This window comes from Pontibacter mangrovi (assembly GCF_006385705.1).
In the GTDB taxonomy this organism is placed as follows: Bacteria; Bacteroidota; Bacteroidia; order Cytophagales; family Hymenobacteraceae; genus Pontibacter; species Pontibacter mangrovi.
The window spans coordinates 22,216-48,563 of the sequence record NZ_VFRQ01000017.1 but is presented as its reverse complement, the minus strand read 5'-3'; the positions used below and the strand labels follow the sequence as shown (position 1 = coordinate 48,563).

Sequence of the window (26,348 nt, the reverse complement as noted above, 5' to 3'; positions counted from 1 at the left end):
GGATTGTTAACTGCACAAACGCATGAGTGGGTCAGGTTAGTCTCATACGTATACTTCTAAAACACCAAGGCCTCCTGCTCACGAAGAACAGGAGGCCTTGGTTTATACTTTGTTACGGACTATTACTCTGTTACAGACTCAGCCAGTACAATAATCTTGTTGTTGAGCACTTCTACCACACCACCGTCCACGGTAAAGAACTCCTGCCCTTTGTTGGTAGTGATACGGATGCTTCCTTTGTCAAGGGTGCTGATGAGCGGGGCGTGGGAGTCCAGCACCTCGAACGAGCCGTTGGCTCCCGGGAACTGAGCGGCCTCTACCTCACCGGCATAAACCTTCTTGTCAGGTGTGATTATCTCTAAATACATTTTTATTAGTTATGAGTTTAGAGTTTCGAGTTCCGGGTTATGAGCCGCATAAAGCCAACTCGAAACCCGGAATTCGTAACTCGTAACTAATTTCAACTTATTTTGCTTCAGCCATCATCTTCTCACCTTTGGCCACAGCGTCTTCAATGGTACCTACCAGGTTGAAGGCTGACTCCGGAAGGTGGTCATACTTACCGTCCATGATCTCGTTGAAGCCTCTGATGGTGTCTTTGATGTCTACCAGTACACCTTTCAGGCCTGTGAACTGCTCTGCTACGTGGAATGGCTGAGAAAGGAAACGCTGCACGCGGCGCGCTCTGTGTACAACCAGTTTATCCTCGTCAGAAAGCTCGTCCATACCAAGGATGGCGATGATATCCTGAAGTTCTTTGTAGCGCTGCAGGATCTCTTTCACGCGCTGCGCGGTGTTGTAGTGCTCATCGCCTACCACGTCCGGCGTCAGAATACGCGACGTAGAGTCCAGAGGGTCTACCGCAGGGTAGATACCAAGCTCAGAGATCTTACGGGAAAGTACAGTAGTCGCGTCCAGGTGGGCAAACGTTGTAGCCGGAGCCGGGTCAGTTAAGTCGTCGGCAGGTACGTAAACGGCCTGTACAGAGGTAATGGAACCGCGCTTTGTTGACGTGATACGCTCCTGCATGGCCCCCATCTCCGTTGCCAGCGTTGGCTGGTAACCTACCGCAGATGGCATACGACCCAAAAGGGCCGACACCTCAGAACCCGCCTGCGTAAAGCGGAAGATGTTATCCACGAAGAACAGGATGTCGCGGCCTGAGTCGCTGGATCCCGGCTCACCATCGCGGTAGTACTCCGCCATCGTCAGACCAGAAAGCGCCACACGTGCACGCGCCCCAGGAGGCTCGTTCATCTGGCCGAACACGAAGGTAGCCTTAGACTCCTTCAGCTCATCCATGTTTACTTTAGAAAGATCCCAGCCGCCGTGCTCCAGCGACTCCAGGAACTCAGCACCGTAGCGCACGATACCCGCCTCGATCATTTCACGCAGCAGGTCGTTACCCTCACGCGTACGCTCGCCCACACCGGCAAATACAGAAAGACCGCCGTGTGCTTTCGCGATGTTGTTGATCAGCTCCTGGATCAATACGGTTTTACCTACACCGGCACCACCGAACAAACCGATCTTACCGCCTTTTGCATAAGGCTCGATCAGGTCGATTACTTTGATACCTGTATAAAGCACTTCAGAAGAAGTAGCCAGGTCCTCGAAGCGAGGGGCAGCTCTGTGAATAGGCAGACCACCTGTGCTAACAGGCTGCGGAATACCGTCAATGGCTTCGCCGATTACATTGAAAAGACGGCCTTTGATGCCTTCGCCTGTCGGCATTTTGATTGGGCCACCCAGGTCAACTACCTCAGCGCCACGGGTAAGGCCTTCTGTAGAGTCCATCGCGATGGTACGTACACGGTCTTCCCCAAGGTGATTCTGCACTTCCAGTACTACTACCTGGCCGTTGTCTTTCGTCACCTGAAGGGCATCCAAAATATTTGGTAGCTTTGAGTTTTCACCCATAAAGCTAACGTCCACAACCGGACCGATAACCTGGGTTATTCTGCCAATATTCGCCATTTGACTTTTTATATTGATTAACTAGTATAACGGAGTTATTTCAGGGTGCAAAACTAATGGATAAATCTCTTATATCCATGCCGGGGTTTAAAAAGTTTTGCGCCACTGTTTCAGGCAGGTATAGCCAGCCGGGCCCTTTCATAAAAAGAGCCGGCACAGAAAGAAGGAATTGTGCGCACCCGTTTCCTTTTTAAGCAACAGGCAGGCAAAGCACTTAACCAATAAATTGCCGCTCAGGCTGCTACAGGTTCTTCAGCATCTCTATCTGCTCGTCGTTCAGCAGAATGTAGCGGTTGTTAAAGGGGTTGGCATAAAACTTTTCAGCTATAATATACTCTCCGCTCTTTAGCTTGTGGATGTTGTAGCTAAACAAGCTGTTAGAGCGCTCGATCACCAACTCTGTACTACTCAGGTCCAGTTCTCGGCCGCACGTTGTTACTATCAAATCAGGATTTGCGATGGTGGTCATAAGCTGACGATAAAAGAAGAAGGAAAAGCTATTGCGGATTTCTTTACGCATAAATCCTGATGAAGTGACGATTTAAAGGCACAAAAATATATATATTTCTAACTGTCCCTCATAATGCAAACTCACCGCATTTTAATCCATTATAAAGTATAATAATACTGAATGCGTTACCGTCCTACTGAAAAAGCCGCTGTTTATGCTTGTGCTCTTATAGTATAAGTTCCTACTTTTGCTTATCCGTTACATAAGCCTGACATACAGTGGAACAACAACTCACTACCGTAGAAACCGCCCAGAAGCTTGGCCTTCTGGAAGAGGAGTTTGAACGCATCAAGCAAATCCTGGGGCGCACCCCGAACTTCACAGAACTCAGTATCTTCTCCGTGATGTGGTCGGAGCACTGCTCCTACAAGAACTCCATTGTCTGGCTGAAAACCCTGCCCAAAGACTCGCCACGCATGTTGGCCAAGGCCGGTGAAGAGAACGCTGGCCTCGTGGACATTGGCGACGGCTATGCCTGCAGCTTCAAGATCGAATCGCACAACCACCCTTCTGCTATCGAGCCATATCAGGGCGCAGCCACCGGCGTGGGCGGTATAAACCGGGATATTTTTACGATGGGCGCCCGCCCGATCGCGCAGCTTAACTCGCTCCGCTTCGGCAACCCACGTTCCGAGAAAACACAGCGCCTGCTTAGAGGCGTGGTAAAAGGCATTGGCGATTATGGCAATGCCTTTGGTATTCCAACGGTAGGCGGCGAGCTGTTTTTCGACGAGTGCTACAACATAAACCCGCTGGTAAACGCCTTCTCAGCCGGCATCGTGAAAGTGGGCGAAACTGCCTCTGCTACCTCGTATGGCGTGGGCAACCCTGTGTTCATCGTAGGCTCTGCCACGGGCAAGGATGGCATCCACGGCGCTGCTTTTGCGTCTAAAGACATCACCGAAGACTCCGCCAAAGACCTTCCGTCGGTGCAGGTAGGCGACCCGTTCCAGGAGAAACTGCTGCTGGAGGCTACGCTGGAGATCATCCAGTCGGGCCACGTAATCGGCATGCAGGACATGGGCGCGGCCGGTATTACCTGCTCTACCTCCGAGATGAGCGCCAAAGGCGAGCACGGCATGGACATCTGGCTGGATAAGGTGCCTACGCGCCAGGCCAACATGGTGCCGTTCGAGATCCTGCTTTCCGAGAGCCAGGAGCGCATGCTCATCGTAATGAAGAAAGGATACGAGCAGACCATTAAAGACATATGCAACAAGTGGGATCTGTACTGCGAGCAGATAGGCGTGGTAACGGAAGGCGGCATGCTGCGCTATTACCAGAACGATGAACTGGTAGCCGAGGTACCTGCCGATGACCTGGTGCTGGGCGGTGGCGCGCCGGTGTACCACCGCGAGTGGCGCGAGCCGGCCTACTTTGCCGAAAGCAAGAAGTTCAACATAGACCAGGTGCAGGAGCCGGAGGATTACCAGGCCGTAGCCGAGTTCCTGACCACGCACCCGAACATCGCCTCAAAGCGCTGGGTGTACCGCCAGTACGACTCCATGGTGGGCACGGCCAACATGAGCACCAACGCGCCTTCGGATGCCGCCATCGTGAAGGTAAAAGGCACCGACAAATCAATTGCCGTAACCGTGGACTGCAACAGCCGCTACGTATACGCCGACCCGGAAGAGGGCTGTGCCATTGCGGTGGCGGAGGCTGCCCGCAATATAGTATGCTCCGGTGCCGAGCCGGTGGCCATCACCAACTGCCTTAACTTCGGCAACCCGTATGTGCCGGAAGTATACTGGCACTTTGTGGGCGCCATCAAAGGCATGGGCAAGGCCTGCACGGCCTTTGGCACGCCGGTAACAGGCGGCAACGTGAGCTTCTACAACCAGTCATCCGACGAAGGGCCTGTGTTCCCGACCCCAACCATCGGCATGCTGGGCATCCTGGAAGACAAGGACAACAAGATGACGCTGGCTTTCCAGAACGCCGGTGACGCGATCTATATGATCGGTGAGGCCAAGAACGACATTGCCTCTTCGGAGTACCTGTACTCGTACCACAACGTAAAGCTCTCCCCTGCGCCATACTTTAACATGGACGAGGAGCTGAAGCTGCAGGCGGCGGTAAAAGAAGTGATCAAGCAGAAGCTTGTAAACTCTGCGCACGATGTGGCAGATGGCGGCTTATACATTACGCTACTGGAGGCTGCCATGCCGAAAGAGCTGGGCTTTGACATCGAGACAGATAAAAATTTCAGAAAAGACGCCTACCTGTTCGGTGAGAGCCAGAGCCGCGTGGTGGTTTCTGTCGCCCCCGCTAAACAGGGCGACTTTGAGAATGCGTTGCAAAATAAAGGTGTGGCTTTCACGAAATTAGGAAAAGTTACCGCCCACGACTGCCACATAGACGGCGACCTTTTCGGAGGCATCACAGCGGCCAAAAAGCACTATGACACGGCGCTGGAGCAGATTTTAGACTAATTTTTTCGATTTTTTTACGGCAATTGTTTGCAGTTTAAAATCGTGTCTCTATCTTTGCATCACCAAACGACAAAGGGACGAAAGTTCTAGAGTTTAGTAGGAAGCTTGTCCGATGGTGTAACTGGCAACACGTCTGATTTTGGTTCAGAAGAGTCCAGGTTCGAGCCCTGGTCGGACAACTTAAAAAAGAACAACACGCTGATGGGTGTTGTTCTTTTTTTGCTTTAAAGGCAACCGTAACTGGTTAAAAATCAGAAATATTTAATGGCTCCCATCAGTATTTTTGGTAGCTTTGCGGGCATAATCAACTAAACCCAAACAAACCGTTATTTAGTTTTAGCACCGTTATGCCACAAGTTAAAATCTTCTCTGGTTCAGAATCCCGTTACCTGGCTGAGAAAATAGCTGCCTCCTACGGCACTAAGCTCGGCGACCTTACCATCTCCCGCTTTAGCGACGGGGAGATCGGCGTACATTACAATGAGTCAGTTCGTGGCGCAGAGGTGTTTATCGTACTTTCTACGTTTCCGCCTGCTGATAACCTGATGGAGCTGATGCTGCTGGTGGATGCCGCCAAGCGCGCCTCGGCCCATAAAGTAATTGTGGTAATGCCATACTATGGCTATGCCCGCCAGGACAGAAAAGACAAGCCGCGCGTGGCCATTGGCTCTAAAGTGGTGGCCAACGCCATACAATCAGTTGGCGCAGACCGCCTGATGACCTGCGATTTGCACGCGGGCCAGATACAGGGCTTCTTCGACATTCCGGTAGACCACCTGGATGGCTCAGCTATTTTTGTGCCTTACCTGCGCAGCCTAAACCTGGGCGAGAACCTGATCTTTGCATCGCCTGACGTAGGGGGTGTGGTAAGAACAAGAGCCTTTGCCAAGAACTTTGGCGCCGAAATGGTTGTTTGCGACAAACACCGCAAACGGGCCAACGAAATTGCCTCGATGCAGGTGATCGGCGACGTGGACGGTATGGACGTGGTGCTGGTGGACGACATGGTGGACACGGCAGGTACTATCACCAAGGCAGCGGAGCTGCTGAAAGAGAAAGGAGCGAGATCGGTACGCGCTATTGCCACGCACCCGGTACTGTCCGGCCCGGCATACGAGCGCATCGATAACTCAGTGCTGGAAGAGCTGGTGGTTTCGGACACGATTCCGCTGCGCCAGGAAAGCTCTAAAATCAAGGTACTGTCTTTCGCAGACCTTTTTGCCAGAGCGATCAACAACGTGGTAACCCACGAGTCGATCAGTTCCTTATTCATTTAATTGTTGATTGATGATTGTTGATTTTTTATACTCTATACGAACAACAATCAATCATTTAACAATTTAACAATCAAACAAGGCTATACTTTTGTAGCAATATATTTTAAAAAAACATTTTTATGAAAACGTTAGAGATTATAGGGTTTAAAAGAGCAAATCTCGGCAAGCAGCAATCCAAAGAACTGCGTAATGACTCTTTTGTACCAGGCGTTCTATACGGTGGTGGCGAGCAGGTTCATTTCTATGCCCCTGTTATCCTGTTCCGTGACCTGATTTACACGCCAGAGGTACACGAGGTAGACCTGAACATTGAAGGTACGCACTACAGAGCCGTTCTGCAGGATGCTCAGTTCCACCCAGTGAACGAGATGCTGCTGCACGTTGACTTCCTGGAGCTGCAGGACGACAAGCCAGTGAAAATTGACGTTCCGGTTAAGTTCGTTGGTGTTTCTCCTGGTGTGTTGGCCGGTGGTAAGCTGGTTACTAAGCTGCGCGCTATCAAGATCAAGGCGCTTCCTGCCAACCTGCCAGACTTCGTAGAGGTAAACATCTCTGACCTGGAACTTGGCAAGTCTATCAAGGTTTCTAAAATCCAGCCGGATAACTACGAAATCCTGACAAACCCAAGCGCTCCAATCGCTACAGTAACTATTCCGCGTGCCCTTAAGAGCGCGCAGGCTGAAGAAGCTCGTGGTGGTAAAAAGTAATTTTTTGAGCCACAGCTCAGAATATTCTCAAAAGTCCTGTCCTGCCGCGAGCGGGGCAGGATTTTTTGTTTTAATGAATGGTTAAACTGTTTAATGGTTAAATTGCCGTTTTAATGGTTGGTTGTTAGTTGCTGATTGTTGCATAATATCCGTTCCAAACAATCAACAGTAAATAATCAGCAATCAAGACCTTGAGCCATTCAACAATTAACAAGATAAAAAAGTGGCTGGGCCTTGCTCCTGCATCGCCCGCTACCACCGAAGATACAAGTATGAAATACCTGATCGTGGGCCTTGGCAACATCGGCCCTGAATACGCTGACACCCGCCACAACATCGGCTTTATGGTACTGGACTACCTGGCAAAAAAACACGACGCCAGCTTCGACTCCGGTCGCCACGCCTTTGTAGCCGAGATAAAAAGCAAGGGCCGCACCTTTGTGCTGGTAAAGCCCACCACCTACATGAACCTGAGCGGCAAAGCCGTAGGCCACTGGCTAAACTCGCTGAAGCTGACGCCGGAGCAGATGATGGTGATCACAGATGACATTGCCATCCCTTTTGGCAAGCTGCGCATACGTGCCAAGGGCAGCGCCGGCGGGCACAATGGCCTGAAGCACATCGAGCAGACGCTGGGCCACAACAACTACCCGCGCCTGCGCTTCGGCGTCGGCGACAATTACCACAAAGGCAAGCAGGTGGATTATGTGCTGAGCAAGTTCAGCGAGAATGAGCAGCCGGAACTGCAAACGCTGATAGAGAAAGCCGCCGACTCCGTGATCTCCTTCGGTACCATCGGGCTGGAGCGCACCATGAACCAGTTTAATACGAAGTAAGAACGTAGAGACGCAATACCTTGCGTCTCTTTTTGCATCTGGAATTCCGTATATCTTAATATGGATAAGTATAAGAAGAAGTACAGAATCCCATCATCGCGTTTGGTGATCTGGGACTAAGGTTCTCCTGGCTTATACTTTGTAACCATTTGCACAAAGGAGAAAGAGCATTACTTTGGAGGCATCAGTTATCCTTACCTGGCAAGCAAAGAGATGCAAGGTATTGCGTCTCTCCCAAAGCCCCTCCCAACTTATACTTGTGAGGGGCTTTTACTTTTATGTGAGCAGCAACAGAAATATCCGCCTGAAAGTATACATTTGCCTTTTCGCCAGCCATACCTCTGGGCACAGCCATGAAACGTATTCTCCTGCTCTACCGCAACGCCTTCGGAGGCCTCTCCCGCCCGGCCTGGATGATGTCGCTGGTGATGCTGATTAACCGCAGCGGCGCCATGGTGACGCCCTTCCTGAGCGTGTATCTGACAGAGGAGTTAGGCTTTACGTTAAAAGAGGCCGGGGTGGTACTGAGTATGTATGGGCTTGGCGCGGTCTGCGGCGCGTTTCTGGGAGGTTGGCTTACAGATAAGGTGGGGCATTTTAAGGTGCAGTTCCTGAGCCTAACGTTGGGCGGCAGTTTATACTTTATGCTGCTGAGCCTACGCCAGCTCGAGGCCTTGATGGGTGGCGTGTTTATACTCAGCCTGGTAAACGACATGCTGCGCCCTGCTAACTCCTCCTCCATCGCCTCCTACGCCCGCCCAGAGAACGTAACGCGCGCTTTCTCCCTCAACCGCATGGCCCTGAACCTGGGCTTTTCTATCGGCCCTGCGCTGGGCGGCCTGCTGGCAGCCGTTTCGTACCGCTGGCTGTTTATTGCTGACGGGCTGACTTGCATTATGGCCGGGCTGTTCTTCTATTTCTACTTCCGGAACCTGCAGGGGCACCAGCCTGCACAGCAGCCAAATGAAACTACTCCCGCAACAGCGCCAACCCGCTCTCCTTATCGGGACGGTTACTTTCTGCTGTTTGCTGTACTTTGCAGCCTCTTCGCCATGGTGTTTTTTCAGCTGCTCTCCACGCTGCCGCTGTACTACCGTCAGGTTTATACTTTGCCGGAAGGCAAAATCGGCCTTTTGCTCGCTTTAAATGGGCTAATTGTGTTCCTGCTGGAGATGATCGTGGTGTACCTGATAGGCGAGCGGGCGCGCAAGGCTTGGATCATTACAGGCGGCGTTTTGGTATTGGGAGTGTCTTACGTGCTGCTCAACCTGACGCACCACCCAAGCATTCTTTTTCTAGCGATGCTGCTGCTCAGTATAGCCGAGATTCTGGCCATGCCTTTTATGGCTACCATCACTGTGGAGCGCTCCGGCCCCGCCAACCGCGGCGCATACATGGGGCTGTACACCATATCTTATGCTGCGGCACACGTTGTAGCTCCTTACCTGGGCACCACGCTTGCCGCTAAGTATGGCTTTGCTACGCTTTGGTGGTGCACGGGAGCTTTGGCAACCATAACAGCCGTGGGTTTATACTTTGTGGTGCAGCACATCGAGCGGGAGCGGGTCGCAAAGCAGGTTACAACTGCTGCTACAGTATAGAGGCGCAATGCCATATTTAAAAAAACCCTCACCTGCCATACAGACAAGTGAGGGTTTATACTTTATTATGATTTATACTTTTAACTTACCGTTCCGCCGTTTTTGATCTCCTTGCTTGGCTGAACGAAGGCCAACGAGCCGTCCGCATTCTCAGCCATCAGGATCATGCCTTGGCTGGTGATGCCCTTTATCTCGCGCGGGGCCAGGTTTACCAGGATGCTTACCTGCTGCCCCACAATTTCCTCCGGCTTAAAGAACTCGGCGATGCCGCTGACCACGGTGCGCTGATCAATACCGGTGTCGATCTTCAGCTTCAGGAGCTTTTTGGTCTTGGCTACTTTCTCTGCCTCTATAATGGTGCCGATGCGGACGTCCATTTTGGTGAAGTCCTCGAAGGTGATGTCCTCTTTGGCTGGCTCTACCACGGCGTTTGCCGCTTCGTTGGCTTTTTTCGTGTCCAGCAGCTTCTGTACCTGCGCATCCACGGCAGCGTCTTCTACCTTCTCGAACAGCAGCTCCGGCTTGCCAATCACGTGGCCTTCTTTTAGAAGATCTGCGGCACCGGCGGCAGACCAACTGTTGCCCAAAGCCATGTTCAGCATAGTACGCAGCTTGGCGGCAGACTCCGGCAGGAACGGTTCCATCAGGATAGCCAGGCTACCGGATATCTGCAGCGCGATGTTCATGATCGTCTTCACGCGCTCGGCATCCGTCTTGATGAGCTTCCAAGGCTCCGTATCGGCCAGGTACTTGTTACCCAGGCGCGCCAGGTTCATCAGCTCAGCCAGGGCATCACGGAAGCGGTAGCGCTCGATGTAGGTCGAGATCACCAGCGGTATTCCCTGCAGGTCCTCCAGCACGGTTTTGTCGTAGTCGGTCAGCTCGCTACGGGCAGGCACAGCGCCGTCGTAGTACTTCTGCGTGAGCACCACGGCACGGTTGATGAAGTTGCCAAGTATGGCCAGCAGCTCGTTGTTGTTGCGGGCCTGGTAGTCTTTCCAGGTAAAGTCGTTGTCTTTTGTCTCAGGAGCATTGGCAGCCAGCACGTAGCGCAGCACATCAGCCTTGCCCGGAAACTCCTCCAGGTACTCGTGCAGCCACACGGCCCAGTTACGCGAGGTCGAGATCTTGTCGCCCTCCAGGTTCAGGAACTCGTTGGCCGGCACATTGTCCGGCAAAATATAGTCGCCGTGAGCCTTGAGCATGCTCGGGAAGATGATGCAGTGGAACACGATGTTATCCTTGCCGATGAAGTGCACCAGCTTCGTCTCCTCGTCTTTCCAGTACTTCTCCCAGTCATCCGTTAGCGCTTTAGTGGCAGAGATGTAGCCGATCGGCGCATCGAACCATACATACAGCACCTTGCCCTCGGCACCGGCTACCGGCACCGGCACGCCCCAGTCCAGGTCGCGGGTAACGGCGCGCGGCTGCAGGCCCTGGTCTATCCAGGATTTGCACTGGCCGTACACGTTCGGCTTCCAGTCGCCTTTGTGGCCTTCCACGATCCACTCGCGCAGCCACGGCTCATACTCGTTCAGGGGCAGGTACCAGTGCTTTGTCTCGCGCATTACCGGCACAGCGCCGCTCAACGTGCTTTTCGGGTTGATCAGGTCGGTGGCGTTGAGGGAGGTGCCGCAGGCTTCGCACTGGTCGCCGTAGGCGTTCTCGTTGCCGCACTTCGGGCAGGTGCCCACAATGTAGCGGTCGGCCAGGAACTGCTGCGCCTTCTCGTCGTAGTACTGCTGCGTGGTCTGCTCTATGAATTTACCGTCCTCGTACAGCTTCTTGAAAAAGCCCCCGGCCGTCTCGGCGTGGATCTTGGAGGAGGTGCGGTCGTAGATGTCGAAGGAGATGTTGAAATTCTCGAACGACTCCTTGATCAGTTTATGATACTTGTCTACCACCTGCTGCGGGGTGATACCCTCTTTCTTGGCGCGGATGGTGATCGGCACGCCGTGCTCGTCGGAGCCGCAGATAAACTTCACATCGCGGTTTTGCAGGCGCAGGTAGCGCACGTAAATATCGGCAGGTAAGTATACACCTGCCAGGTGGCCAATGTGCACCGGGCCATTGGCGTACGGCAAGGCAGCCGTTACGGTATATCTTTTGGGGTTCTCTGTCATCTTGGTTATTTCAGAAAGCAAATATACAAATACCCGACGGAATGTTGTGCCGCCGCCGCTTGTGCTATACGAACCGACACAGCCAATTACCGTCGTTTTCCGTAAAACATGGCAAACACCGACAAGAGCAGGGGCTCATGCGGCCCTGCCTACGGGCTTTGGCCACGCTATTGAAACCATAATCCTCCTATCCATGAACAACAAAGATAACTTCAGAACCTCCCGGCAGGAAGGCGACAACCTGGGCGAGCGCGACAGCAAAGAAAAGCTAAGCAAAAATCCTGCACCACCCGGCACCCCCAAAGACAGAGAGTCCAGGAACACACCGCCTGAAAACGAGGTGTACGTGAACCTGGAGCCAGACGAGCTGCACCTGAGCGATGAGGAGAAACCGGAAGACACCACGCCTCAAAAGAAGAAGAAATAAAAGCAAACGCTACATCAAAGCGCCGCCTATACGTTAAGTGTAGGCGGCGCTTTGATTTTTAATTCTCCTCTACGGGTTGGGGCTCCACCTGCGTTGGCCACACTTGGTTTAAATTATGCTTAGAGGTATCCTGGGGTGCGTGCGGCAGCTCCTGCGGCCGAAGGGGGTTGGGCGTCATGGCGGGTTTGTTTTGGTCGAACTGCTCAATGTTGCGCTTGCGGTTTATCTCGCTGGCCTGTTCATCCATACGCTGCCGCACGGCGGCGTTGGGATTCTGCTCCAGCCTTACCCGCTCCTCTGCAGGCGCGGGAGGCGGCATGCCCTCCTGCCCTTCGCTGAGCGAGGTGCAGGCAGCTAAACCGGCCATTGCCATACTTATACTATACGTTATACTTCTATATGATTTCATAGCTCCTGTTTATACTTCTCCTGTTTAAAACAGATTATACTTTAAGTATACGCAGCCAATACTGCTGGTTATCAGAAACTATGGCTATACTTCCAGGTAAGATAGAGTCGGCCTAACCTCAACTTGGCGCAAAAAAAGAGACGCATGAAGATGCGCCTCTACTTATTTCTTTCTTTTAGAAGCTGTTAGGCTTACTTATCGCCCCATACATGCTCGTGGCCTACCTGCGTCAGCATCAGCCCGTCGGGTGCTGGGTTTACGTAGCCTTCCTTTGTCAGGTGATGCTCTGCCTCTTTCTGCACATCCTTGTAGTGCGGGTAGCGCTCCTGCAGGTAAGGGTACAGCTGCTGGTAGTGCAGCACGCTTCCTTCGCGCACCTCAAACTTCTTAAAGGCCTCTATAATGCACTGTGCCGTGTTCTCTATATTATCAGCTTCTGAATGTAGCTCTGCCATAGTTTTGTTCTGTTTGGTTTAGGATTTAAGTACGGCAGCGGGTGTTTGTTAGTTAATAGATATTAACTGTTGAAAGGCTAAATCGCTGAATTGTTAAACAGACATTTAAACTACAGTTTCTACAGGTCCGGGTATTCAAAAACCAATTAACCTCACTTCTGCTCTTTAAAGGTGAGCGCCGCCGAGTTGAGGCAGTAGCGCAGGCCGGTTGGTTTGGGGCCGTCGTTAAACACGTGGCCGATGTGGGAGCCGCAGCGGGCGCACTCTACCTCGGTGCGTACCTCTCCCGGAAACGACCTGTCCTCCACTTCCTTTACCTGCTTTTTAGAGATGGGCGCGTAAAAGCTGGGCCAGCCAGTGCCGGACTCGAACTTGGTGCGGGAGCTGAACATGGGGTTGCCGCAGGCGGCGCAATAATAGACACCCTTCTTTTTATTGCTGTTATACTTGTTCTTGAACGGCGGCTCCGTGCCCTCCTTCCGCAGCACGTAGTACTGCTCGGGCGTCAGCTGCTTGCGCCACTCCGCCTCCGTCTTCACCACCGTATCCTGTAGGGCTGGGTCATTCAGCTCAGCTATCAGTTCCTCGCTCAGCGGCTCCTCGCCTGTGGCGGCGGTGGAGGCATTCAGCGCTGTTGTCTTACTCTCCTCTGCACATGCCGAGAAGCTCAGCAGCAGAACCATGCAAATTATCTGTGTCAGTCTCATACGCATACTTACGGGCCGTAAGCTTGGGCGGCTTTCGGCACTTTTAAATTTATAACCACCTAGGAAACAAACTTTAACAAAGTAATGTTTGCTTCATAACCTGTGCCAAAAGTGCATCTGGGGTAAATTAAAGTAATCATAACCTGTTTATTTCGAGACAACTAGTAAAAGTCTAAAGCCTTTTTAGTACTTTTGCGGCTCGAAAAACCAATTCAATGCAAAATATCCGGAATATTGCGATCATCGCACACGTAGACCACGGCAAGACCACGCTCGTGGATAAAATCATCCATGCCTCTAAGCTGTTCGCAGAGCACCAGCAGTTCGACGACCTGATCCTGGACAACAACGACCTGGAGCGCGAGCGCGGCATCACGATCGTTTCAAAGAACGTGTCGGTTCGCTACAAAGACGTAAAAATCAACATCATCGACACGCCTGGCCACGCCGACTTCGGGGGTGAGGTAGAGCGTGTACTGAAGATGGCCGACGGTGTGCTGCTGCTGGTAGACGCATTTGAAGGGGCCATGCCGCAGACGCGTTTCGTACTGAGCAAAGCCATCCAGCTTGGCCTAAAGCCGATTGTGGTGGTAAACAAAGTAGATAAAGAGAACTGCCGCCCTGACGAGGTGCACGAGCAGGTGTTCGACCTGATGTTTAACCTGGACGCGACAGAAGACCAGTTGGACTTCACGACGCTGTACGGTTCTTCCAAGCAGGGCTGGATGAGCACCGACTGGACGCAGCCGACGGACAACATCACGCCTCTTCTGGATGCCATCATTGATGTGATTCCTGCTGCCCCATACCGTGAAGGCTCCCCGCAGATGCAGATCACGTCGCTTGACTATTCTTCTTTCGTGGGTCGTATCGCGATTGGCCGTGTGCACCGCGGAACACTGAAAGAAGGTATGCCGATCTCGCTTTGCAAAGCAGACGGTACTATGAAAAAAGGCAAGATCGCCGAGCTTCAGGTGTTTGAAGGACTTGGCAAAAAAACGGTACAGGAAGTATCAGCTGGTGAGATCTGCGCTGTAACAGGTATCGAGGGCTTTGATATTGGCGACACAATTGCTGATGCGGAGAATCCGGAGCCTTTGGCACGTATTGCTATCGATGAGCCAACCATGAACATGCTGTTCACGATCAACAACTCTCCTTTCTTCGGCAAAGAGGGTAAGTTCGTGACATCACGCCACCTGCGCGATCGTTTGTTCAAGGAAACAGAGAAAAACCTGGCCCTGCGCGTGCAGGAAACCGACCGTGAGGATACCTTCCTGGTGTTCGGACGCGGTATCCTGCACTTGTCTGTACTGATCGAGACCATGCGCCGCGAGGGGTATGAGCTGCAGGTTGGCCAGCCACAGGTAATCTATAAAGAAATTGACGGTGTGCGTCATGAGCCAATCGAGCACATGGTGGTGGACGTTCCGGAGGAGACTGCCGGTAAGGTAATCGAGCTGGTAACGCAGCGTAAAGGCGAACTGACGATCATGGAGCCAAAAGGCGACCTGCAGCACCTGGAGTTCAACATCCCGGCGCGTGGCCTGATCGGCCTGCGTAACAACGTACTGACAGCTACTGCCGGTGAGGCGATCATGAACCACCGTTTCCTGGCTTACGAGCCGCACAAAGGAAATATCCCTAGCCGTAACAACGGTTCTATCATCTCGATGGAACAGGGCCCTGGTACAGCTTACTCTATCGACAAGCTGCAGGACCGTGGCGTGTTCTTCGTAGATCCGGGCGTGGATGTGTACATGGGCCAGGTAATTGGCGAGCACAGCCGTCAGAACGACATCACGGTAAACATTCAGAAAGGCAAGAAGCTGACAAACATGCGTGCTTCCGGCTCTGACAACAACGTGAAGATCGCGCCGGCCAAGAAGTTCTCCCTGGAAGAAGCCATGGAATACATCCAGAAGGATGAGTTGCTGGAGGTAACACCAAAGAGCATCCGCATGCGCAAGATCTACCTCGATGAGAACGAGCGTAACCGTATGTCCAGAGCTGATAACGCGTAAGCTTACCTGCATACAAGTATAAATAATTCCCATAAAGCCCCGGTTGGTTAACTCCAGCTGGGGCTTTTGCTTTTATACTTCTTATACTTTCGCCCTACCTTTGCTCCTCCCAAACATTACAATCCGTTCCGCTTACACCTGCCCAAACTGCCGCCTCACCCTCTACTTTATACTTTCCACTAAAGAGCGGCTTTAATTCGTTTCTCAAAACATACAATTTTATACTTTAAAAATATTAATTTATACTTTTAGGTTTTTAAAACCTATTGCTATGAAGAAAAAAGTATTGATGCATGCCTTCGCCTTTCTGTTGGCTCTCTGTGTGGTTCCTGCCCATGCCCAGTTCAACATCGGCAACAAGATCAAGAATAAGCTGAACCAGAAGATGGATCAGAAGATCGACAAGACGATTGACGACACCCTGGATGGCAAGAAGAAAAACGGCGCGGCCGCTACAGCCTCAGAAGAAACTCCCAGCGGTGGCGGTGGAGGCAGTGCCGCGGTGGCAGAAGCAGGCAGTATGAAAGCCTGGACGAAGTATGATTTTGTGCCTGGCGAGAAGATCATTTTTGCAGATAACCTGGCCGGTGAGGAAGTTGGCGAATTTCCGTCGCGCTGGGACCTGAACCATGGCAACGCAGAGATAGCCATGTTTGGAGATGAGAAAGTCATTAACCTGGTGCAGACGGGCACAGACGTGGAGCCGCTGGTAAAAGGCGAGCGCTGGCTACCCGAAACTTTTACCATAGAAATGGACCTGTACTTTGAGACTGATAACGGCAACGTAGCCTACAACATCTTCCTGTTGAATGATGCAGACCAGTATGAAGAGGCCCTAGACGGTGATTTCTGGAACGCTCTCGACATTCGGGCAAACATGGCGCGCTTTAAAACCTTTGGCTCCGAGTCGGAGGAACTGGCGGCGAAGGGCGTGAAGAACCAGTGGCGGCATGTGGCTATCTCGTTTAACAAGCGCAGCATGAAAGTATACCTGGACGAGCAGCGCCTCATCAACATCCCGAACGTGAGCGGCAAACCATCGGGCCTGCGCATAGAGGTAGACAAACGCATTGAGGCCACGACCATGGTGAAAAACGTGATGATAGCCCAGGGCGGCAAGAAACTGTACGACCAGGTGATGGCCGACGGCAAGATCGTGACCTACGGCATTAAGTTCGACGTGAACCAGGCTACCATCCGTCCCGAGTCGGTGGGTACGCTGGCAGGCATAGCACAACTGCTGCAGGAGCAGCCATCGCTTAAGTTTTCGGTAGAGGGCCACACCGACAGCGACGGCGATGATAACTCGAATATAAAACTGAGCCAGCAACGCGCCGAGGCCGTGAAGGCATACCTGGTGGAGCAGGGCATCGCTGCGGAGCGCTTGGCCGCCAAAGGACTGGGAGAGTCTAAACCGATAGACAAAAACAATACGCCGGAGGCCAAATCTAATAACCGGCGCGTGGAATTTGTGAAGTTGTAACCACCCCGGCAGGTCCTGGCCAGGAGCTGCCATCCTTTTAATCTATACTCTGAAAACCGTGCCTGCCGCGTCCTGTGGCAGGCACGGCTGTTTTTAGCCTTTTTTATACTTCTGCCGCATACTTATTTAGAATAATTTTAAATAATACTTGCCAGCTTCAGGAATAGCTTCTACTTTTGCCTTATCTATAATCAGTCTAAATAAAAAATCAACATACATGCAAAAGTATCTACTCCTGATCGTGTGGCTTTTTGCCTTGTCTGCTGGGCAGGCGCAAAGCCAGAATGCCAGCATCAGCGGCAAAGTAAGCTCTGAGAATGGGCAGGCGCTGGAGTTGCTGACAGTAGCCTTGGAGGGCACCGTGCTGGGCACCAACACCAACAACGCCGGAGAGTTTACCATCAGCAACATCAAGCCCGGCAGCTATACCTTGCGTGTGGGGGGAGTAGGCTACAAGTCGGTAAGGCAGCCGGTAACCCTGAACGCTGGCGATAACCTGAACCTGAGCTTTACGCTGCAGCCAAGCGCCAGCACCCTGGATGAGGTGGTGGTGTCGGCGAGCCGCACAGTGGAAACGCTGGACGAGACGCCAGCCTCGGTACACGTGCTGGATTCCCGCACCCTGCAGGTGCAGTCGCAGATCAGCACCGACCTGGGCAACATCATGGCCAACACGGTGCCGGGTCTGGCTATGAACAGCAACACCACCAGCAACGTGGGCCAGACGCTGCGCGGCCGCAACGCCCTGATCATGGTAGACGGCATTCCGCAGTCTACGCCCCTGCGCAACGGCAGCCGCGATGTGCGCACCATCGACCCTAGTGCCATTGAGCGCGTGGAGATCGTGAAAGGCGCCACTGCCGTGTATGGCAACGGTGCCGACGGCGGTCTGATCAACTACATCACCAAGCAACCGAACACTAGCAAGCCTTTAAGCGCCTATACTTCTATCACCGGCACAGGTAACCTTTTCCATTCGGATGAGACGCTGGGTGGCCGCATTTCGCAGCAGTTCACCGGAAAAATAAAAGACTTCGACTACGTGGCCAGCGGCACTTACGAGAAAACAGGTGTGCTGCGCGATGGCGAGGGCGAGGTGATCTCCCCGGTGTATGGCCTAGGCGAGACGAAAATGTACAACGGCTTTGCCAAGGCTGGCTATAACTTCAGCTCCGACCACCGTGTGGAGGCCATGTATAACTACTTCGGCAGCCGCCAGAACTCTGACTATGTACTACAGGAAGGTGAGTATGGCATTACCCCCTCCATCGGTGTGAAAGGTGAGGTACAGGGCGAGCCGGAGGGCACCAAGTATAATCACAACGCACAGGTGCGTTACATCGGCAAAAACCTGTTCCTAAACAGCAATGTGGAGCTGAGCGCCTACCTGCAGGACTTTTATACTGTCTACGGCTACACGCCATACTTTGAGAAGGGCGGGCAGTCTACCATCAAATCGGCTAAAAACGGAGTACGCCTCAACCTGAACACGCCTTTCAGAATCAACAACGAAGTAGAAGGAAGTATAATTTATGGCGCCGATTACCTGAACGACGTAACTTCGCAGCCGCTGGTGGATGGCCGCACCTGGGTACCGGAGATAGACCTGAAGAACCTGGCGCCTTACGCGCAGCTGCAACTCAACATCCTGCAGGACCTGAACTTTAAAGCCGGCTACCGCTTCGACAACGTGTCTATCGACGTGGATGATTTTACACAGCTGATGGTGCAAGACAGCAAGAATAAAGGCGCTTATATTGGCGGCGACGCCGTGCAGGGCGGCAACCTGAAGTTTAACGCCAACACCTTTAACGTTGGACTGCGTTACTCTGCGCTGGAGTACTTTAAGCCATTCGTAAGTTACTCGCAGGGTTTCTCTATGATCGATGTGGGCCGCTATGTGCGCAGCGCCAAAGAGGACTTTATCTCGCAGATGGACCTGGAGCCGGTGATCGTGAACAACTACGAGGCGGGCTTCCACAGCCAGATCGGCATTGCCTCTTTCAGCGGTGCCTACTTCGTCAGCACTTCCAAACTGGGCGCCAACCTGATTGCCAACGAGGCCGGCGTGTACGAGATTGAGCGTGCGCCGGAGCGCGTGGCAGGTTTCGAAGCCTTGGTGGACCTGTTCATCTCCGATAAAATCACGCTGGGGGCCAACGCCTCTTACAGCGAAGGCAAGGCTGATATTGACAGAGACGGCGACTATAACGACAGCGAGGACAAATACCTGACTAGCCTGCGCATCCCGCCGTTTAAGTTCACATCTTACCTCAACCTGAAGCCTGTAAACAACCTGAGCGTGAACCTGCAGTGGGTTTACTCCGGTGAGCGTGAGCGCTTTGCCCTTAATGCCAACGGAGGATATGCTTCTGGCCAGGGTCCGGTGAAGGCATTTGATGTGTTTAATGTGGCGGCCTCTTACCAGGCAACCGAGAAACTGAGCCTGAACCTGGGTGTGGAGAACCTGTTGGACAAGGCGTACTACCTGCCGCAGGCCTACTGGTATGGCCGCGACGACAACTTTACAAGAGCCAACGGCGCCAGAGTACAGCTAGGGGCAGCTTATAAGTGGTAATATTTTGAAGAAACGCATAAAACGGAGCTTTTCCATTCACCATTGGTGCGGGCTGATAGCCGGGATGTTCGTTCTGGTTATCAGCCTTTCTGGCGTTATACTTGTCTTTGATGATGAGATAGATGATGCGATGTTCGCCAGCCACTCCCGATTGGAAACGCCTGCCACGGCCCTGCACATCGATAAATCAATTAGTTGGGTAAGGGCCGAGAACCCGGGCTGGGACATACGCGTGCCTGCTTTGCCGGCCTCGCCAAGCGAGGCCTTGCTGTACGAGTTGCGGCAGGGGCAGCTGCGCAGGTGGCTGTTCGTGCATCCCGAAACCGGCGAGAAACTTGCTACCGTGGGGCAGGCACACAATCGCTTTGCTTACGTGGTGCTTAACATCCATTACAACCTGCTCTCGGGCACACCTGGCAAAATCGTGGTACTGCTGGTGGGGGTGGCGCTGCTTTTCCTCACCATCACCGGGTTTATACTTTACCGCCGCTCTATTCTGAAAGTGCTCACCTTCCGGCAGAAGATCAGCTTTAGTAGCCGCAGAAGTATGTTCTCCAGCCTGCACCGGGTGGTGGGTGTGTGGGCGCTGGCCTTTAACCTGCTGATGTGCGTCACTGGTTTATCGCTGGCCATAACGGTGGTAAACGCGGCTCTCAAAGGCGGGCCAAAGGAAATTGCCGTGCCGCAGATCACCACCTCGGTGGATGCTGCCATGGCGGAGGCTAACGCTGCTTATCCCGAATTTGAGATCACCTACCTCCGCTTCCCGGTGAATGAAGAGGGCAAGATACAGTTGCTAGGCCGCCTGCACTCCGACCCCTCCTACTACGGCAGGTTCTACAGCAAACTGCAGGCAGACTATACCACCGGCGAGCTGGGTACGCCATACTTTGTCCGCGATCAGTCCCTGCTCGACCGCTTCCTCACCTCGCTGCACCCCATCCACTTCGGCGACTTTGCCGGACTTCTCGTGCAGCTGCTCTACGCTTTCTTTGGCTTGATGCCCGGCATACTTTCTATCTCCGGCTTCGTCATCTGGTACTACCGCCAGCAGCCGCAACCTACCCGAAAGCCTCGCCCAATCGCAAAGGCTGTGAGGTAACTAAACTAGGTTTGGCTTATACTTTAGGCACCTTCCCTAAAATTCATACTTCGTTCACCTGAAACTTTATCCCTGCATTACGTTAATAGCAGTTAAAAAAGCTTTAGGAATATATGAAGTTTAAAGCATGGCAAACCATACTTGCCCTTATTCTGATTACTTCTGCCGGCTGTGCCAGGAAAAACTTCTACGCGGAGACACCCGTGGTAGAGGAAGAAGTATATAAACAGCTAAAAAATGCGCCCACCTCAGTGGATAGCGTAACGGTAAAAGCCGGCGCGCACTACAAGCGAGGGTTTCTGCACCGCCTCTTCTGGGGGCAGCACTACCGCCCGCTCTGGAATGCACCTGTTACCATGCCCGTGTTTGAGATGGACACCACCTGGGGCGGCCTGAAAATAGAGAAGATCGGTGGCGGCTTCCAGACAACCAGCTTTACCATGGTAGGCCCCGGCGAAAAAACCTACGCCCTCCGCTCCCTCGACAAGGAGCCTTCCGAGGTACTGCCCAAAGTATGGCGCAAGACCTTCGTGGCAAACATTCTCCGTGACCAGATCTCAGCTGCTAACCCCTACGGCGCACTCATCATTCCGCCCATGGCGCAGGCAGCCCATATTCCGCATTCCTCGCCGCAGCTGGTTTACGTGCGCCCGCAGGATGCAGACTTCGGAGAGTATGAGGAGATTGCCAGCGACAAAGTATACATGCTGGAGGAGAAGTATAACGACGAGCGCATGGTGGACGAAGTATCAGGCAACGCCACCGACATTGTAGGAAGCGGCAAAATGCTGTCTAAGCGCTTTGAGAAGGACAATCATTTCATAAACCAGCTAGCCTTTGCCCGCGCCCGCCTCTTCGACCTGTTCATCAACGACTGGGACCGCCATGAGGGCCAGTGGGAATGGGCAGAGTATGAGCATAACGGCAACCACTACTACAACCCCATCCCGAAGGACCGCGACAATGCCTTCTACCGCTTCCAGGACGGCATTATTCCCTGGATCTTCAGCCGCAACTGGGCCATCCGCAAGTTTGAGTCTTTTGATGAGGATTTTAACGATGTGAAGGCGCTTACCATCAACTCTACCTTTATAGACCAACGCGCCCTGTCGCAGGTAACACGCCAGCAGTTCGACTCGCTGGCCGTGGAGCTGCAGCAAAGTATAACCAACCCGGTGATAGAGCAGGCAGTGCAGCAGTTTCCGAAAGAAGTATATAAACTGGAGGGAGAGCGCACCCGCAACAAACTCATCAGCCGCCGCGACCAACTGCGCGAAGCCGCCGCTGAGTTCTATGAGATTCTGGCAAAGGAGGTATTGGTGGTAGGCACCGACCAGGAGGACGAATTTGAGGTAAAGCGCCTGAACGACGAGGAGACAGAGGTAACCGTGCGGCGCAAGTCAGATGAAGCCGTTATCTACCACCGTGTTTTCAAGCGCTCCGAAACAGAGCTGATCACCCTACATGGGCTGGACGAGGACGATACCTTTAAAATAACCGGAAAGGTAAAAAAGGGCATCAAGGTAAAGATAGTGGGCGGCCTTGGCGAAGATGAGATAGAGGATGAGTCGGAGGTAGGCGGCTGGGGCAAGAAAACCTGGGTATATGATACCAAGCGAGGCACAGAACTGAAAGAAGGGCCGGAAACAAAAGACAAACGCACCAGCGATGTACGCGTACACGCCTTTGACCGCGAAGGCTTTTAAGCTCACCACTCGCTACGAAAACACTAGCTGCTCATAGTTATTGCATCACCCTACTCAAGCTCATGTCATTCCTCAGGCCCGTTTATATCTTTTTCTCAGTGCTGATACTCAGTGGCGCAGCGGCCTGCAGCGGCCGCTTTACGCATAGCGTGCAGCAGGTCCCCAAGCCGCAGCGCACCTCTCCCATCGCCCCGGACTACAGAGACAGCACCATTACGCTGGCCGCAGGGCCGCACTATGACCGCAGCCGCCTGTATACTTTCTTTTTTGGCAAGCACTACCGCAAGGTATGGGCCGCCCCCGTAGAAGTGCCCGTACTGGACATCGGCACCGCCTACGGCGGGCTGGAGCCGCTGCAGATGGGCGGCAGCCGCCAAACCATAAACATGCGCCTGCAAGACAGCACCGGCACCGAGTACGTGGTGCGGTCGCTGGACAAGGAGCCGGCCAGTGCGCTGCCCGAGCGCCTGCAGCAAAGCCTTCTGGCAGATTTTATCCGGGATGCCACCTCCGCCACCAACCCCTATGCCCCGCTCGCGCTCCCTGCCATGGAAAAAGCCATCGGTATAAATTACCTCGAGCCGCAGCTGGTGTATGTGCCCCACGACCCGCGTTTGGGAGAGTTTGTGGATGAAATAGGCGGCGCCATGGCCCTGATGGAGCGCCGCCCCACCGACGACCAGTCCGACTACCGGCCGATGGGCAAAGCGCCTGACGTAAAAAGCTCCCGCTCGGCCATTACCGAGCGCCTCACCGACAACGACTCATACTTTGATGCCCGCCTGTTTCTGCGTTCCCGCCTTTTTGATATGCTAATCGGGGACTGGAGCCGCCACGAGGACAACTGGCGCTGGGGCGAGAAAGCGTATGCCGAAAAGGCGTACGTCTACGAGGCCATCCCCCGCGACCGCGACAACATCTTCTACAACATTGACGACGGGCCTGTGCTTTGGCTGCTGCAACGCTTTGGCGTCAAGCCGCACTTCCAGTCGTTTAAGCGCAGCATTAGCGCCAGCCGCCTCGAAAAACTTAACCGCAGCGGCCGCAACCTGGATGAACTCATACTTGCCAAATTGGAGTGGCAGGACTGGCAGGAGATTGCCGACAGCGTGCAGCATGCCCTGACCGACGAGGTAATTGAACAGGGATTCACTGCGCTGCCCGACACCATTGCCGCCCTCTCCGCCGCCCCTACCATCCGTAAGCTAAAAGCCCGCCGCGATGACTTGCCGCAGATGGCCCGCAACTATTATAAAGCGCTGGCCCAAAAGGTGCAGGTTGTGGGCACCGATAAGCACGAGCGCTTTGAGGTAACCTCTCAGCCAAACGGCGACGTGCTGGTGCGGATGTATAAGATCCTGAAAGAAGGCGACGTGCAGCAGCTGCTCTATGAGCGTACCGTTCGTGCTTCCGAAACCGGGGTGCTGGAGCTTTACGGCCTCAACGGCGACGACATTTTCCTGTTTAGCGGCAGTGCTAAGCCAAAGCTTAAGATCAAAGTATGGGGAGGCGCCGGCGAAGACACCTATGAAGCGCAGGATACCGGCATAGCCGCTCGCCTGCACCTCCACGACTCGGAGTACCGCAACACGCTGCACGTTGGCAAAAAAGCTGATGTAGACCTGGATAATGACCAGCAGGCGCAAACCTTTGATGCCGAAGGCTGGCTGTTGCGCTATTACCTGGATTAGGTAGAGTTTCTACTGCTTCGGCGATAAAAAAATCCCCGCCTTCTGCGTTTTATACTTCAGAAGGCGGGGATTTTACTTTTATACTTTGCGAGCGCTTACTGCTGTTCTTTCACCACCAGCGTAGCCGATGCCTGGGCCGAAGGCAGCACCAGCACCTCCGCCAGGTTTACGTGGGCAGGCCGCGTTACGATAAAGGCGATCAGTTCGGCTATGTCCTGGGCCTGCAGCGGCTCGTAGCCCTGGTATACGGTGGCGGCACGCTCGGTGTCGCCCTTAAAGCGTACCTCCGAGAACTCCGTCTCTACCAGCCCCGGGTTCACTTCCGATACCTTTATACCATGCTGCACCAAATCAACGCGCATGGCTTTGGAAAGTGCGTCTACGGCGTGTTTGGAGGCGCAGTATACGTTGCCGTTCGGGTATACCTCTTTGCCTGCGATGGAGCCAATGTTGATGATGTGCCCTCTGCCCCGCTCCTGCATCAGCGGCAGCACCGCCTTGGTTACATACAGCAGGCCCTTCACGTTAATGTCGATCATGGCGTCCCAATCGTCCACAGCGCCATCTTGTATAGGTGCCAGCCCGTGGGCGTTGCCGGCGTTGTTTACCAGCACGTCTACCTGCCGCCAGTTATCCGGCAGCGCGGCCACGGCCTCCATCACGGCCACTTTGTCGCGCACGTCAAACACCAGTGGATATACGTTGTCCTCGCCCAGCTTCTGCCGCAGCTCCTGCAGGCGCTCCTGTCGGCGGCCGGTGGCTATGATGCGGTATCCTTTGTGGGCGAGCTCAAGGGCTGTGGCAAGGCCTATACCGGAGGTGGCCCCGGTTACAAGTGCTATTCTGTTCATTTCGTTACTCAAAGAAGAATATAAGTGAAACGTTGTGGTGAGTCAGCTTTTGGATGTAGCCGCTGTAGATGCTGCTGGCCACCGGCTTGTGCTGGTTTATCAAACCGTGCGAGAAGCGCAGCTCCGGGGCAAACTTAAAGTATGGGTAGAAGATATCGATGCCGATGCCATACTCCAGCGCCAGGTCATACTTCTCAACTTCCAGGGCCAGCTCGTCGTTGGCTCCGGTGTTTCCCTTGCCCAAATCTATACTTGGCTTGATGCCTGCCACAATGTAGGGCCTGATGTTAGAGCGGCGCTTGGCTTTATACTTCAACAGCAACGGCAGCTCCACCATCGTGTTAGGGACGGTTTCGCTCATCACCTCGGCTGTCTCCACGTTGGTGGGCACGTTCTTAAACTCGATGGTGCGGCCATAGAAGCCAACGCCCGGCACAAAACGGCCATCCAGGTAATCGGCCAGGCGCACGTTCAGCACCAGGCCGGTATAAAACCCGATCTCGTTTTTAGTCCTGATAGACATGTCGCTGCCGCCGTTCAGCTGGTCGGCATAGGCCTGGGAGTGGTGCAGGTTATACTTGGTGAGCGGCATGGCCAGGTAAAAGCCATAGTGCACGGGCCGCTCGTCGTAGCCGGGCTTGTTCAGGGCTTTTATCTTTTGGGCCTGCGCTACAGGGCCCGTTAGCAGGAAAAGTATGAATAGGCAGGCAAGGGTTACTTTTTGCCTGTGTAGATAGAGCTTATGCCAAATGTGAGTGAATGCCATTTCGTGTTTCTAAATCCGACTTTATGGTAAATGTCCAGGAACTGCTGACCATCCGGGAACGCCTGCACCGACTCCGGCAGGTAGGTATAGGCAGCGTTGTCCTTAGAAACGAGTTTACCCACCACTGGTAGTATATTCTTAAAATAAAATTGGTAGAGCTGCTTCATCGGGAAACTGCGCGGCTTGGAAAACTCCAGCACCACGGCCATGCCGCCCGGCTTCAGCACCCGGTGCATCTCCGACAGGCCCTTCTCCAGGTTCTCGAAGTTGCGCACGCCAAAGGCTACCGTTATAGCGTCAAAGGTATTGTCGGCAAAAGGCAGGTCTTCCGAGTCGCCATACTTCAGTTCTATTTTATTCGTGAGGCCGCGCTTGGCCAGCTTCTCCCGTCCTACGGCTAACATGCCCTCCGAGATGTCTACCCCCGTGATTTTATCCGGGTTCAGGCGCAGCGTCTCGATGGCAAAGTCGGCGGTGCCGGTGGCAATGTCCAGCACCTGCTTCGGCTTTTCGGGGGCCAGCAGGCTCACAGCTTTCTTTCTCCAGATAATATCGATGCCAGCGCTCAGAAAATGGTTCAGGAAATCATACTTGCCGGCGATGTTGTTAAACATCGTGGCCACCTGCGACTTTTTGTTCTGGTTCTGGTCTTTATAAGGTACTACCGCCATGGGTTGGAATG

The 26,348-nt window shown here is 53.4% G+C and carries 22 protein-coding genes and 1 tRNA gene; 13 read left to right on the top strand and 10 right to left on the bottom strand.

From position 1 onward, the window contains the following. Positions 1-122 precede the first annotated feature (122 nt). The 3 genes from atpC to FJM65_RS19975 form a co-directional block, all read right to left on the bottom strand. Positions 123-368 carry an ATP synthase F1 subunit epsilon gene (atpC, locus tag FJM65_RS19985; RefSeq protein WP_046310612.1) on the bottom strand — a complete coding sequence of 82 codons (246 nt, stop codon included), beginning with the start codon at positions 366-368 and terminating at the stop codon, positions 123-125. Positions 369-465: 97 nt separating this feature from the next. Then, positions 466-1,977: a F0F1 ATP synthase subunit beta gene (atpD, locus tag FJM65_RS19980; protein WP_140623925.1), complete on the bottom strand. Its 1,512-nt coding sequence runs from the start codon at positions 1,975-1,977 to the stop codon at positions 466-468. Positions 1,978-2,218: 241 nt separating this feature from the next. Beyond that, the gene (locus FJM65_RS19975) at positions 2,219-2,446 is read right to left on the bottom strand and encodes a hypothetical protein (protein ID WP_140623923.1); all 228 of its coding nucleotides are present in this window, start codon (positions 2,444-2,446) and stop codon (positions 2,219-2,221) included. Positions 2,447-2,706: 260 nt separating this feature from the next. Here FJM65_RS19975 and purL point away from each other — a divergent pair, with 260 nt between their 5' ends. The 6 genes from purL to FJM65_RS19945 all read left to right on the top strand — a co-directional run bounded on the left by purL (position 2,707) and on the right by FJM65_RS19945 (position 9,344). Next, positions 2,707-4,923, top strand: a complete 2,217-nt coding sequence (gene purL / locus FJM65_RS19970; RefSeq protein WP_140623921.1) for a phosphoribosylformylglycinamidine synthase subunit PurL — start codon at positions 2,707-2,709, stop codon at positions 4,921-4,923. 106 nt (positions 4,924-5,029) lie between these two features. Further along, positions 5,030-5,102, top strand: a tRNA-Gln gene (locus FJM65_RS19965). A gap of 168 nt (positions 5,103-5,270) precedes the next feature. Continuing rightward, positions 5,271-6,200, top strand: a complete 930-nt coding sequence (locus FJM65_RS19960; RefSeq protein ID WP_140623919.1) for a ribose-phosphate pyrophosphokinase — start codon at positions 5,271-5,273, stop codon at positions 6,198-6,200. Between the two features lie 119 nt (positions 6,201-6,319). Then, on the top strand, positions 6,320-6,907 hold the full coding sequence (locus FJM65_RS19955) for a 50S ribosomal protein L25/general stress protein Ctc (RefSeq protein WP_140623917.1): 588 nt from the start codon (positions 6,320-6,322) through the stop codon (positions 6,905-6,907). 272 nt (positions 6,908-7,179) lie between these two features. After that, the gene (gene pth, locus FJM65_RS19950) at positions 7,180-7,743 is read left to right on the top strand and encodes an aminoacyl-tRNA hydrolase (protein WP_140623991.1); all 564 of its coding nucleotides are present in this window, start codon (positions 7,180-7,182) and stop codon (positions 7,741-7,743) included. Between the two features lie 353 nt (positions 7,744-8,096). Beyond that, positions 8,097-9,344, top strand: a complete 1,248-nt coding sequence (locus FJM65_RS19945) for an MDR family MFS transporter (RefSeq protein ID WP_140623915.1) — start codon at positions 8,097-8,099, stop codon at positions 9,342-9,344. An 80-nt stretch (positions 9,345-9,424) separates the two neighbouring features. On the opposite strand, the gene metG is transcribed toward FJM65_RS19945, so the two are convergent. Continuing rightward, entirely contained in the window at positions 9,425-11,467 is a 2,043-nt protein-coding gene (gene metG / locus FJM65_RS19940) for a methionine--tRNA ligase (RefSeq protein ID WP_140623913.1), read from the bottom strand. Between the two features lie 193 nt (positions 11,468-11,660). On the opposite strand from metG, the gene FJM65_RS19935 reads away from it, so the two are divergent. After that, entirely contained in the window at positions 11,661-11,894 is a 234-nt protein-coding gene (locus tag FJM65_RS19935) for a hypothetical protein (RefSeq protein ID WP_140623911.1), read from the top strand. A gap of 58 nt (positions 11,895-11,952) precedes the next feature. On the opposite strand, the gene FJM65_RS19930 is transcribed toward FJM65_RS19935, so the two are convergent. The 3 genes from FJM65_RS19930 to msrB all read right to left on the bottom strand — a co-directional run bounded on the left by FJM65_RS19930 (position 11,953) and on the right by msrB (position 13,465). Then, positions 11,953-12,303, bottom strand: coding sequence for a hypothetical protein (locus tag FJM65_RS19930; protein WP_140623909.1), 351 nt, complete (start codon positions 12,301-12,303; stop codon positions 11,953-11,955). Positions 12,304-12,494: 191 nt separating this feature from the next. Beyond that, positions 12,495-12,758: a hypothetical protein gene (locus FJM65_RS19925; RefSeq protein WP_239023036.1), complete on the bottom strand. Its 264-nt coding sequence runs from the start codon at positions 12,756-12,758 to the stop codon at positions 12,495-12,497. A gap of 152 nt (positions 12,759-12,910) precedes the next feature. Beyond that, entirely contained in the window at positions 12,911-13,465 is a 555-nt protein-coding gene (msrB, locus tag FJM65_RS19920; RefSeq protein ID WP_140623907.1) for a peptide-methionine (R)-S-oxide reductase MsrB, read from the bottom strand. A gap of 215 nt (positions 13,466-13,680) precedes the next feature. Between msrB and typA the strand changes: the two genes are divergently transcribed. The 6 genes from typA (at position 13,681) to FJM65_RS19890 (ending at position 24,049) form a co-directional block, all read left to right on the top strand. Then, positions 13,681-15,489, top strand: coding sequence for a translational GTPase TypA (typA, locus tag FJM65_RS19915; RefSeq protein WP_140623905.1), 1,809 nt, complete (start codon positions 13,681-13,683; stop codon positions 15,487-15,489). A gap of 271 nt (positions 15,490-15,760) precedes the next feature. After that, a complete protein-coding gene (locus FJM65_RS19910; RefSeq protein WP_140623903.1) occupies positions 15,761-16,972 on the top strand; it encodes an OmpA family protein in 1,212 nt (403 codons plus the stop codon). Between the two features lie 217 nt (positions 16,973-17,189). After that, complete coding sequence (locus FJM65_RS19905) at positions 17,190-19,550, top strand: TonB-dependent receptor (RefSeq protein ID WP_140623901.1); 2,361 nt, start codon at positions 17,190-17,192, stop codon at positions 19,548-19,550. 4 nt (positions 19,551-19,554) lie between these two features. After that, complete coding sequence (locus FJM65_RS19900; protein WP_140623899.1) at positions 19,555-20,652, top strand: PepSY-associated TM helix domain-containing protein; 1,098 nt, start codon at positions 19,555-19,557, stop codon at positions 20,650-20,652. A 113-nt stretch (positions 20,653-20,765) separates the two neighbouring features. After that, positions 20,766-22,358, top strand: coding sequence for a hypothetical protein (locus FJM65_RS19895; RefSeq protein WP_140623897.1), 1,593 nt, complete (start codon positions 20,766-20,768; stop codon positions 22,356-22,358). A gap of 62 nt (positions 22,359-22,420) precedes the next feature. Continuing rightward, complete coding sequence (locus FJM65_RS19890; protein WP_140623895.1) at positions 22,421-24,049, top strand: hypothetical protein; 1,629 nt, start codon at positions 22,421-22,423, stop codon at positions 24,047-24,049. Between the two features lie 95 nt (positions 24,050-24,144). Here FJM65_RS19890 and FJM65_RS19885 read toward each other — a convergent pair whose 3' ends face one another. The 3 genes from FJM65_RS19885 to ubiE are packed head-to-tail and all read right to left on the bottom strand — an operon-like array spanning position 24,145 to position 26,337. Further along, a complete protein-coding gene (locus tag FJM65_RS19885; protein WP_140623893.1) occupies positions 24,145-24,900 on the bottom strand; it encodes an SDR family NAD(P)-dependent oxidoreductase in 756 nt (251 codons plus the stop codon). Between the two features lie 4 nt (positions 24,901-24,904). After that, on the bottom strand, positions 24,905-25,666 hold the full coding sequence (porT, locus tag FJM65_RS19880) for a type IX secretion/gliding motility protein PorT/SprT (protein ID WP_140623891.1): 762 nt from the start codon (positions 25,664-25,666) through the stop codon (positions 24,905-24,907). Further along, complete coding sequence (ubiE, locus tag FJM65_RS19875) at positions 25,615-26,337, bottom strand: bifunctional demethylmenaquinone methyltransferase/2-methoxy-6-polyprenyl-1,4-benzoquinol methylase UbiE (RefSeq protein WP_140623888.1); 723 nt, start codon at positions 26,335-26,337, stop codon at positions 25,615-25,617. The genes porT and ubiE overlap by 52 nt, the downstream gene beginning before the upstream one ends. Between the last annotated feature and the right edge of the window lie 11 nt (positions 26,338-26,348).

Excerpts from the sequence above, each read along its gene's own strand:
- atpC (WP_046310612.1), bottom strand. The coding sequence starts at position 368 with ATGTATTTAGAGATAATCACACCTGACAAGAAGGTTTATGCCGGTGAG.
- ubiE (WP_140623888.1), bottom strand. The coding sequence starts at position 26,337 with ATGGCGGTAGTACCTTATAAAGACCAGAACCAGAACAAAAAGTCGCAG.
- FJM65_RS19890 (WP_140623895.1), top strand. The coding sequence starts at position 22,421 with ATGTCATTCCTCAGGCCCGTTTATATCTTTTTCTCAGTGCTGATACTC.
- FJM65_RS19935 (WP_140623911.1), top strand. The coding sequence starts at position 11,661 with ATGAACAACAAAGATAACTTCAGAACCTCCCGGCAGGAAGGCGACAAC.
- FJM65_RS19905 (WP_140623901.1), top strand. The coding sequence starts at position 17,190 with ATGCAAAAGTATCTACTCCTGATCGTGTGGCTTTTTGCCTTGTCTGCT.
- FJM65_RS19925 (WP_239023036.1), bottom strand. The coding sequence starts at position 12,758 with ATGGCAGAGCTACATTCAGAAGCTGATAATATAGAGAACACGGCACAG.
- FJM65_RS19975 (WP_140623923.1), bottom strand. The coding sequence starts at position 2,446 with ATGACCACCATCGCAAATCCTGATTTGATAGTAACAACGTGCGGCCGA.
- FJM65_RS19960 (WP_140623919.1), top strand. The coding sequence starts at position 5,271 with ATGCCACAAGTTAAAATCTTCTCTGGTTCAGAATCCCGTTACCTGGCT.
- typA (WP_140623905.1), top strand. The coding sequence starts at position 13,681 with ATGCAAAATATCCGGAATATTGCGATCATCGCACACGTAGACCACGGC.
- FJM65_RS19895 (WP_140623897.1), top strand. The coding sequence starts at position 20,766 with ATGAAGTTTAAAGCATGGCAAACCATACTTGCCCTTATTCTGATTACT.
- porT (WP_140623891.1), bottom strand. The coding sequence starts at position 25,666 with ATGGCATTCACTCACATTTGGCATAAGCTCTATCTACACAGGCAAAAA.
- FJM65_RS19885 (WP_140623893.1), bottom strand. The coding sequence starts at position 24,900 with ATGAACAGAATAGCACTTGTAACCGGGGCCACCTCCGGTATAGGCCTT.
- FJM65_RS19930 (WP_140623909.1), bottom strand. The coding sequence starts at position 12,303 with ATGAAATCATATAGAAGTATAACGTATAGTATAAGTATGGCAATGGCC.
- msrB (WP_140623907.1), bottom strand. The coding sequence starts at position 13,465 with ATGAGACTGACACAGATAATTTGCATGGTTCTGCTGCTGAGCTTCTCG.
- FJM65_RS19910 (WP_140623903.1), top strand. The coding sequence starts at position 15,761 with ATGAAGAAAAAAGTATTGATGCATGCCTTCGCCTTTCTGTTGGCTCTC.
- FJM65_RS19945 (WP_140623915.1), top strand. The coding sequence starts at position 8,097 with ATGAAACGTATTCTCCTGCTCTACCGCAACGCCTTCGGAGGCCTCTCC.
- pth (WP_140623991.1), top strand. The coding sequence starts at position 7,180 with ATGAAATACCTGATCGTGGGCCTTGGCAACATCGGCCCTGAATACGCT.
- metG (WP_140623913.1), bottom strand. The coding sequence starts at position 11,467 with ATGACAGAGAACCCCAAAAGATATACCGTAACGGCTGCCTTGCCGTAC.
- atpD (WP_140623925.1), bottom strand. The coding sequence starts at position 1,977 with ATGGCGAATATTGGCAGAATAACCCAGGTTATCGGTCCGGTTGTGGAC.
- FJM65_RS19955 (WP_140623917.1), top strand. The coding sequence starts at position 6,320 with ATGAAAACGTTAGAGATTATAGGGTTTAAAAGAGCAAATCTCGGCAAG.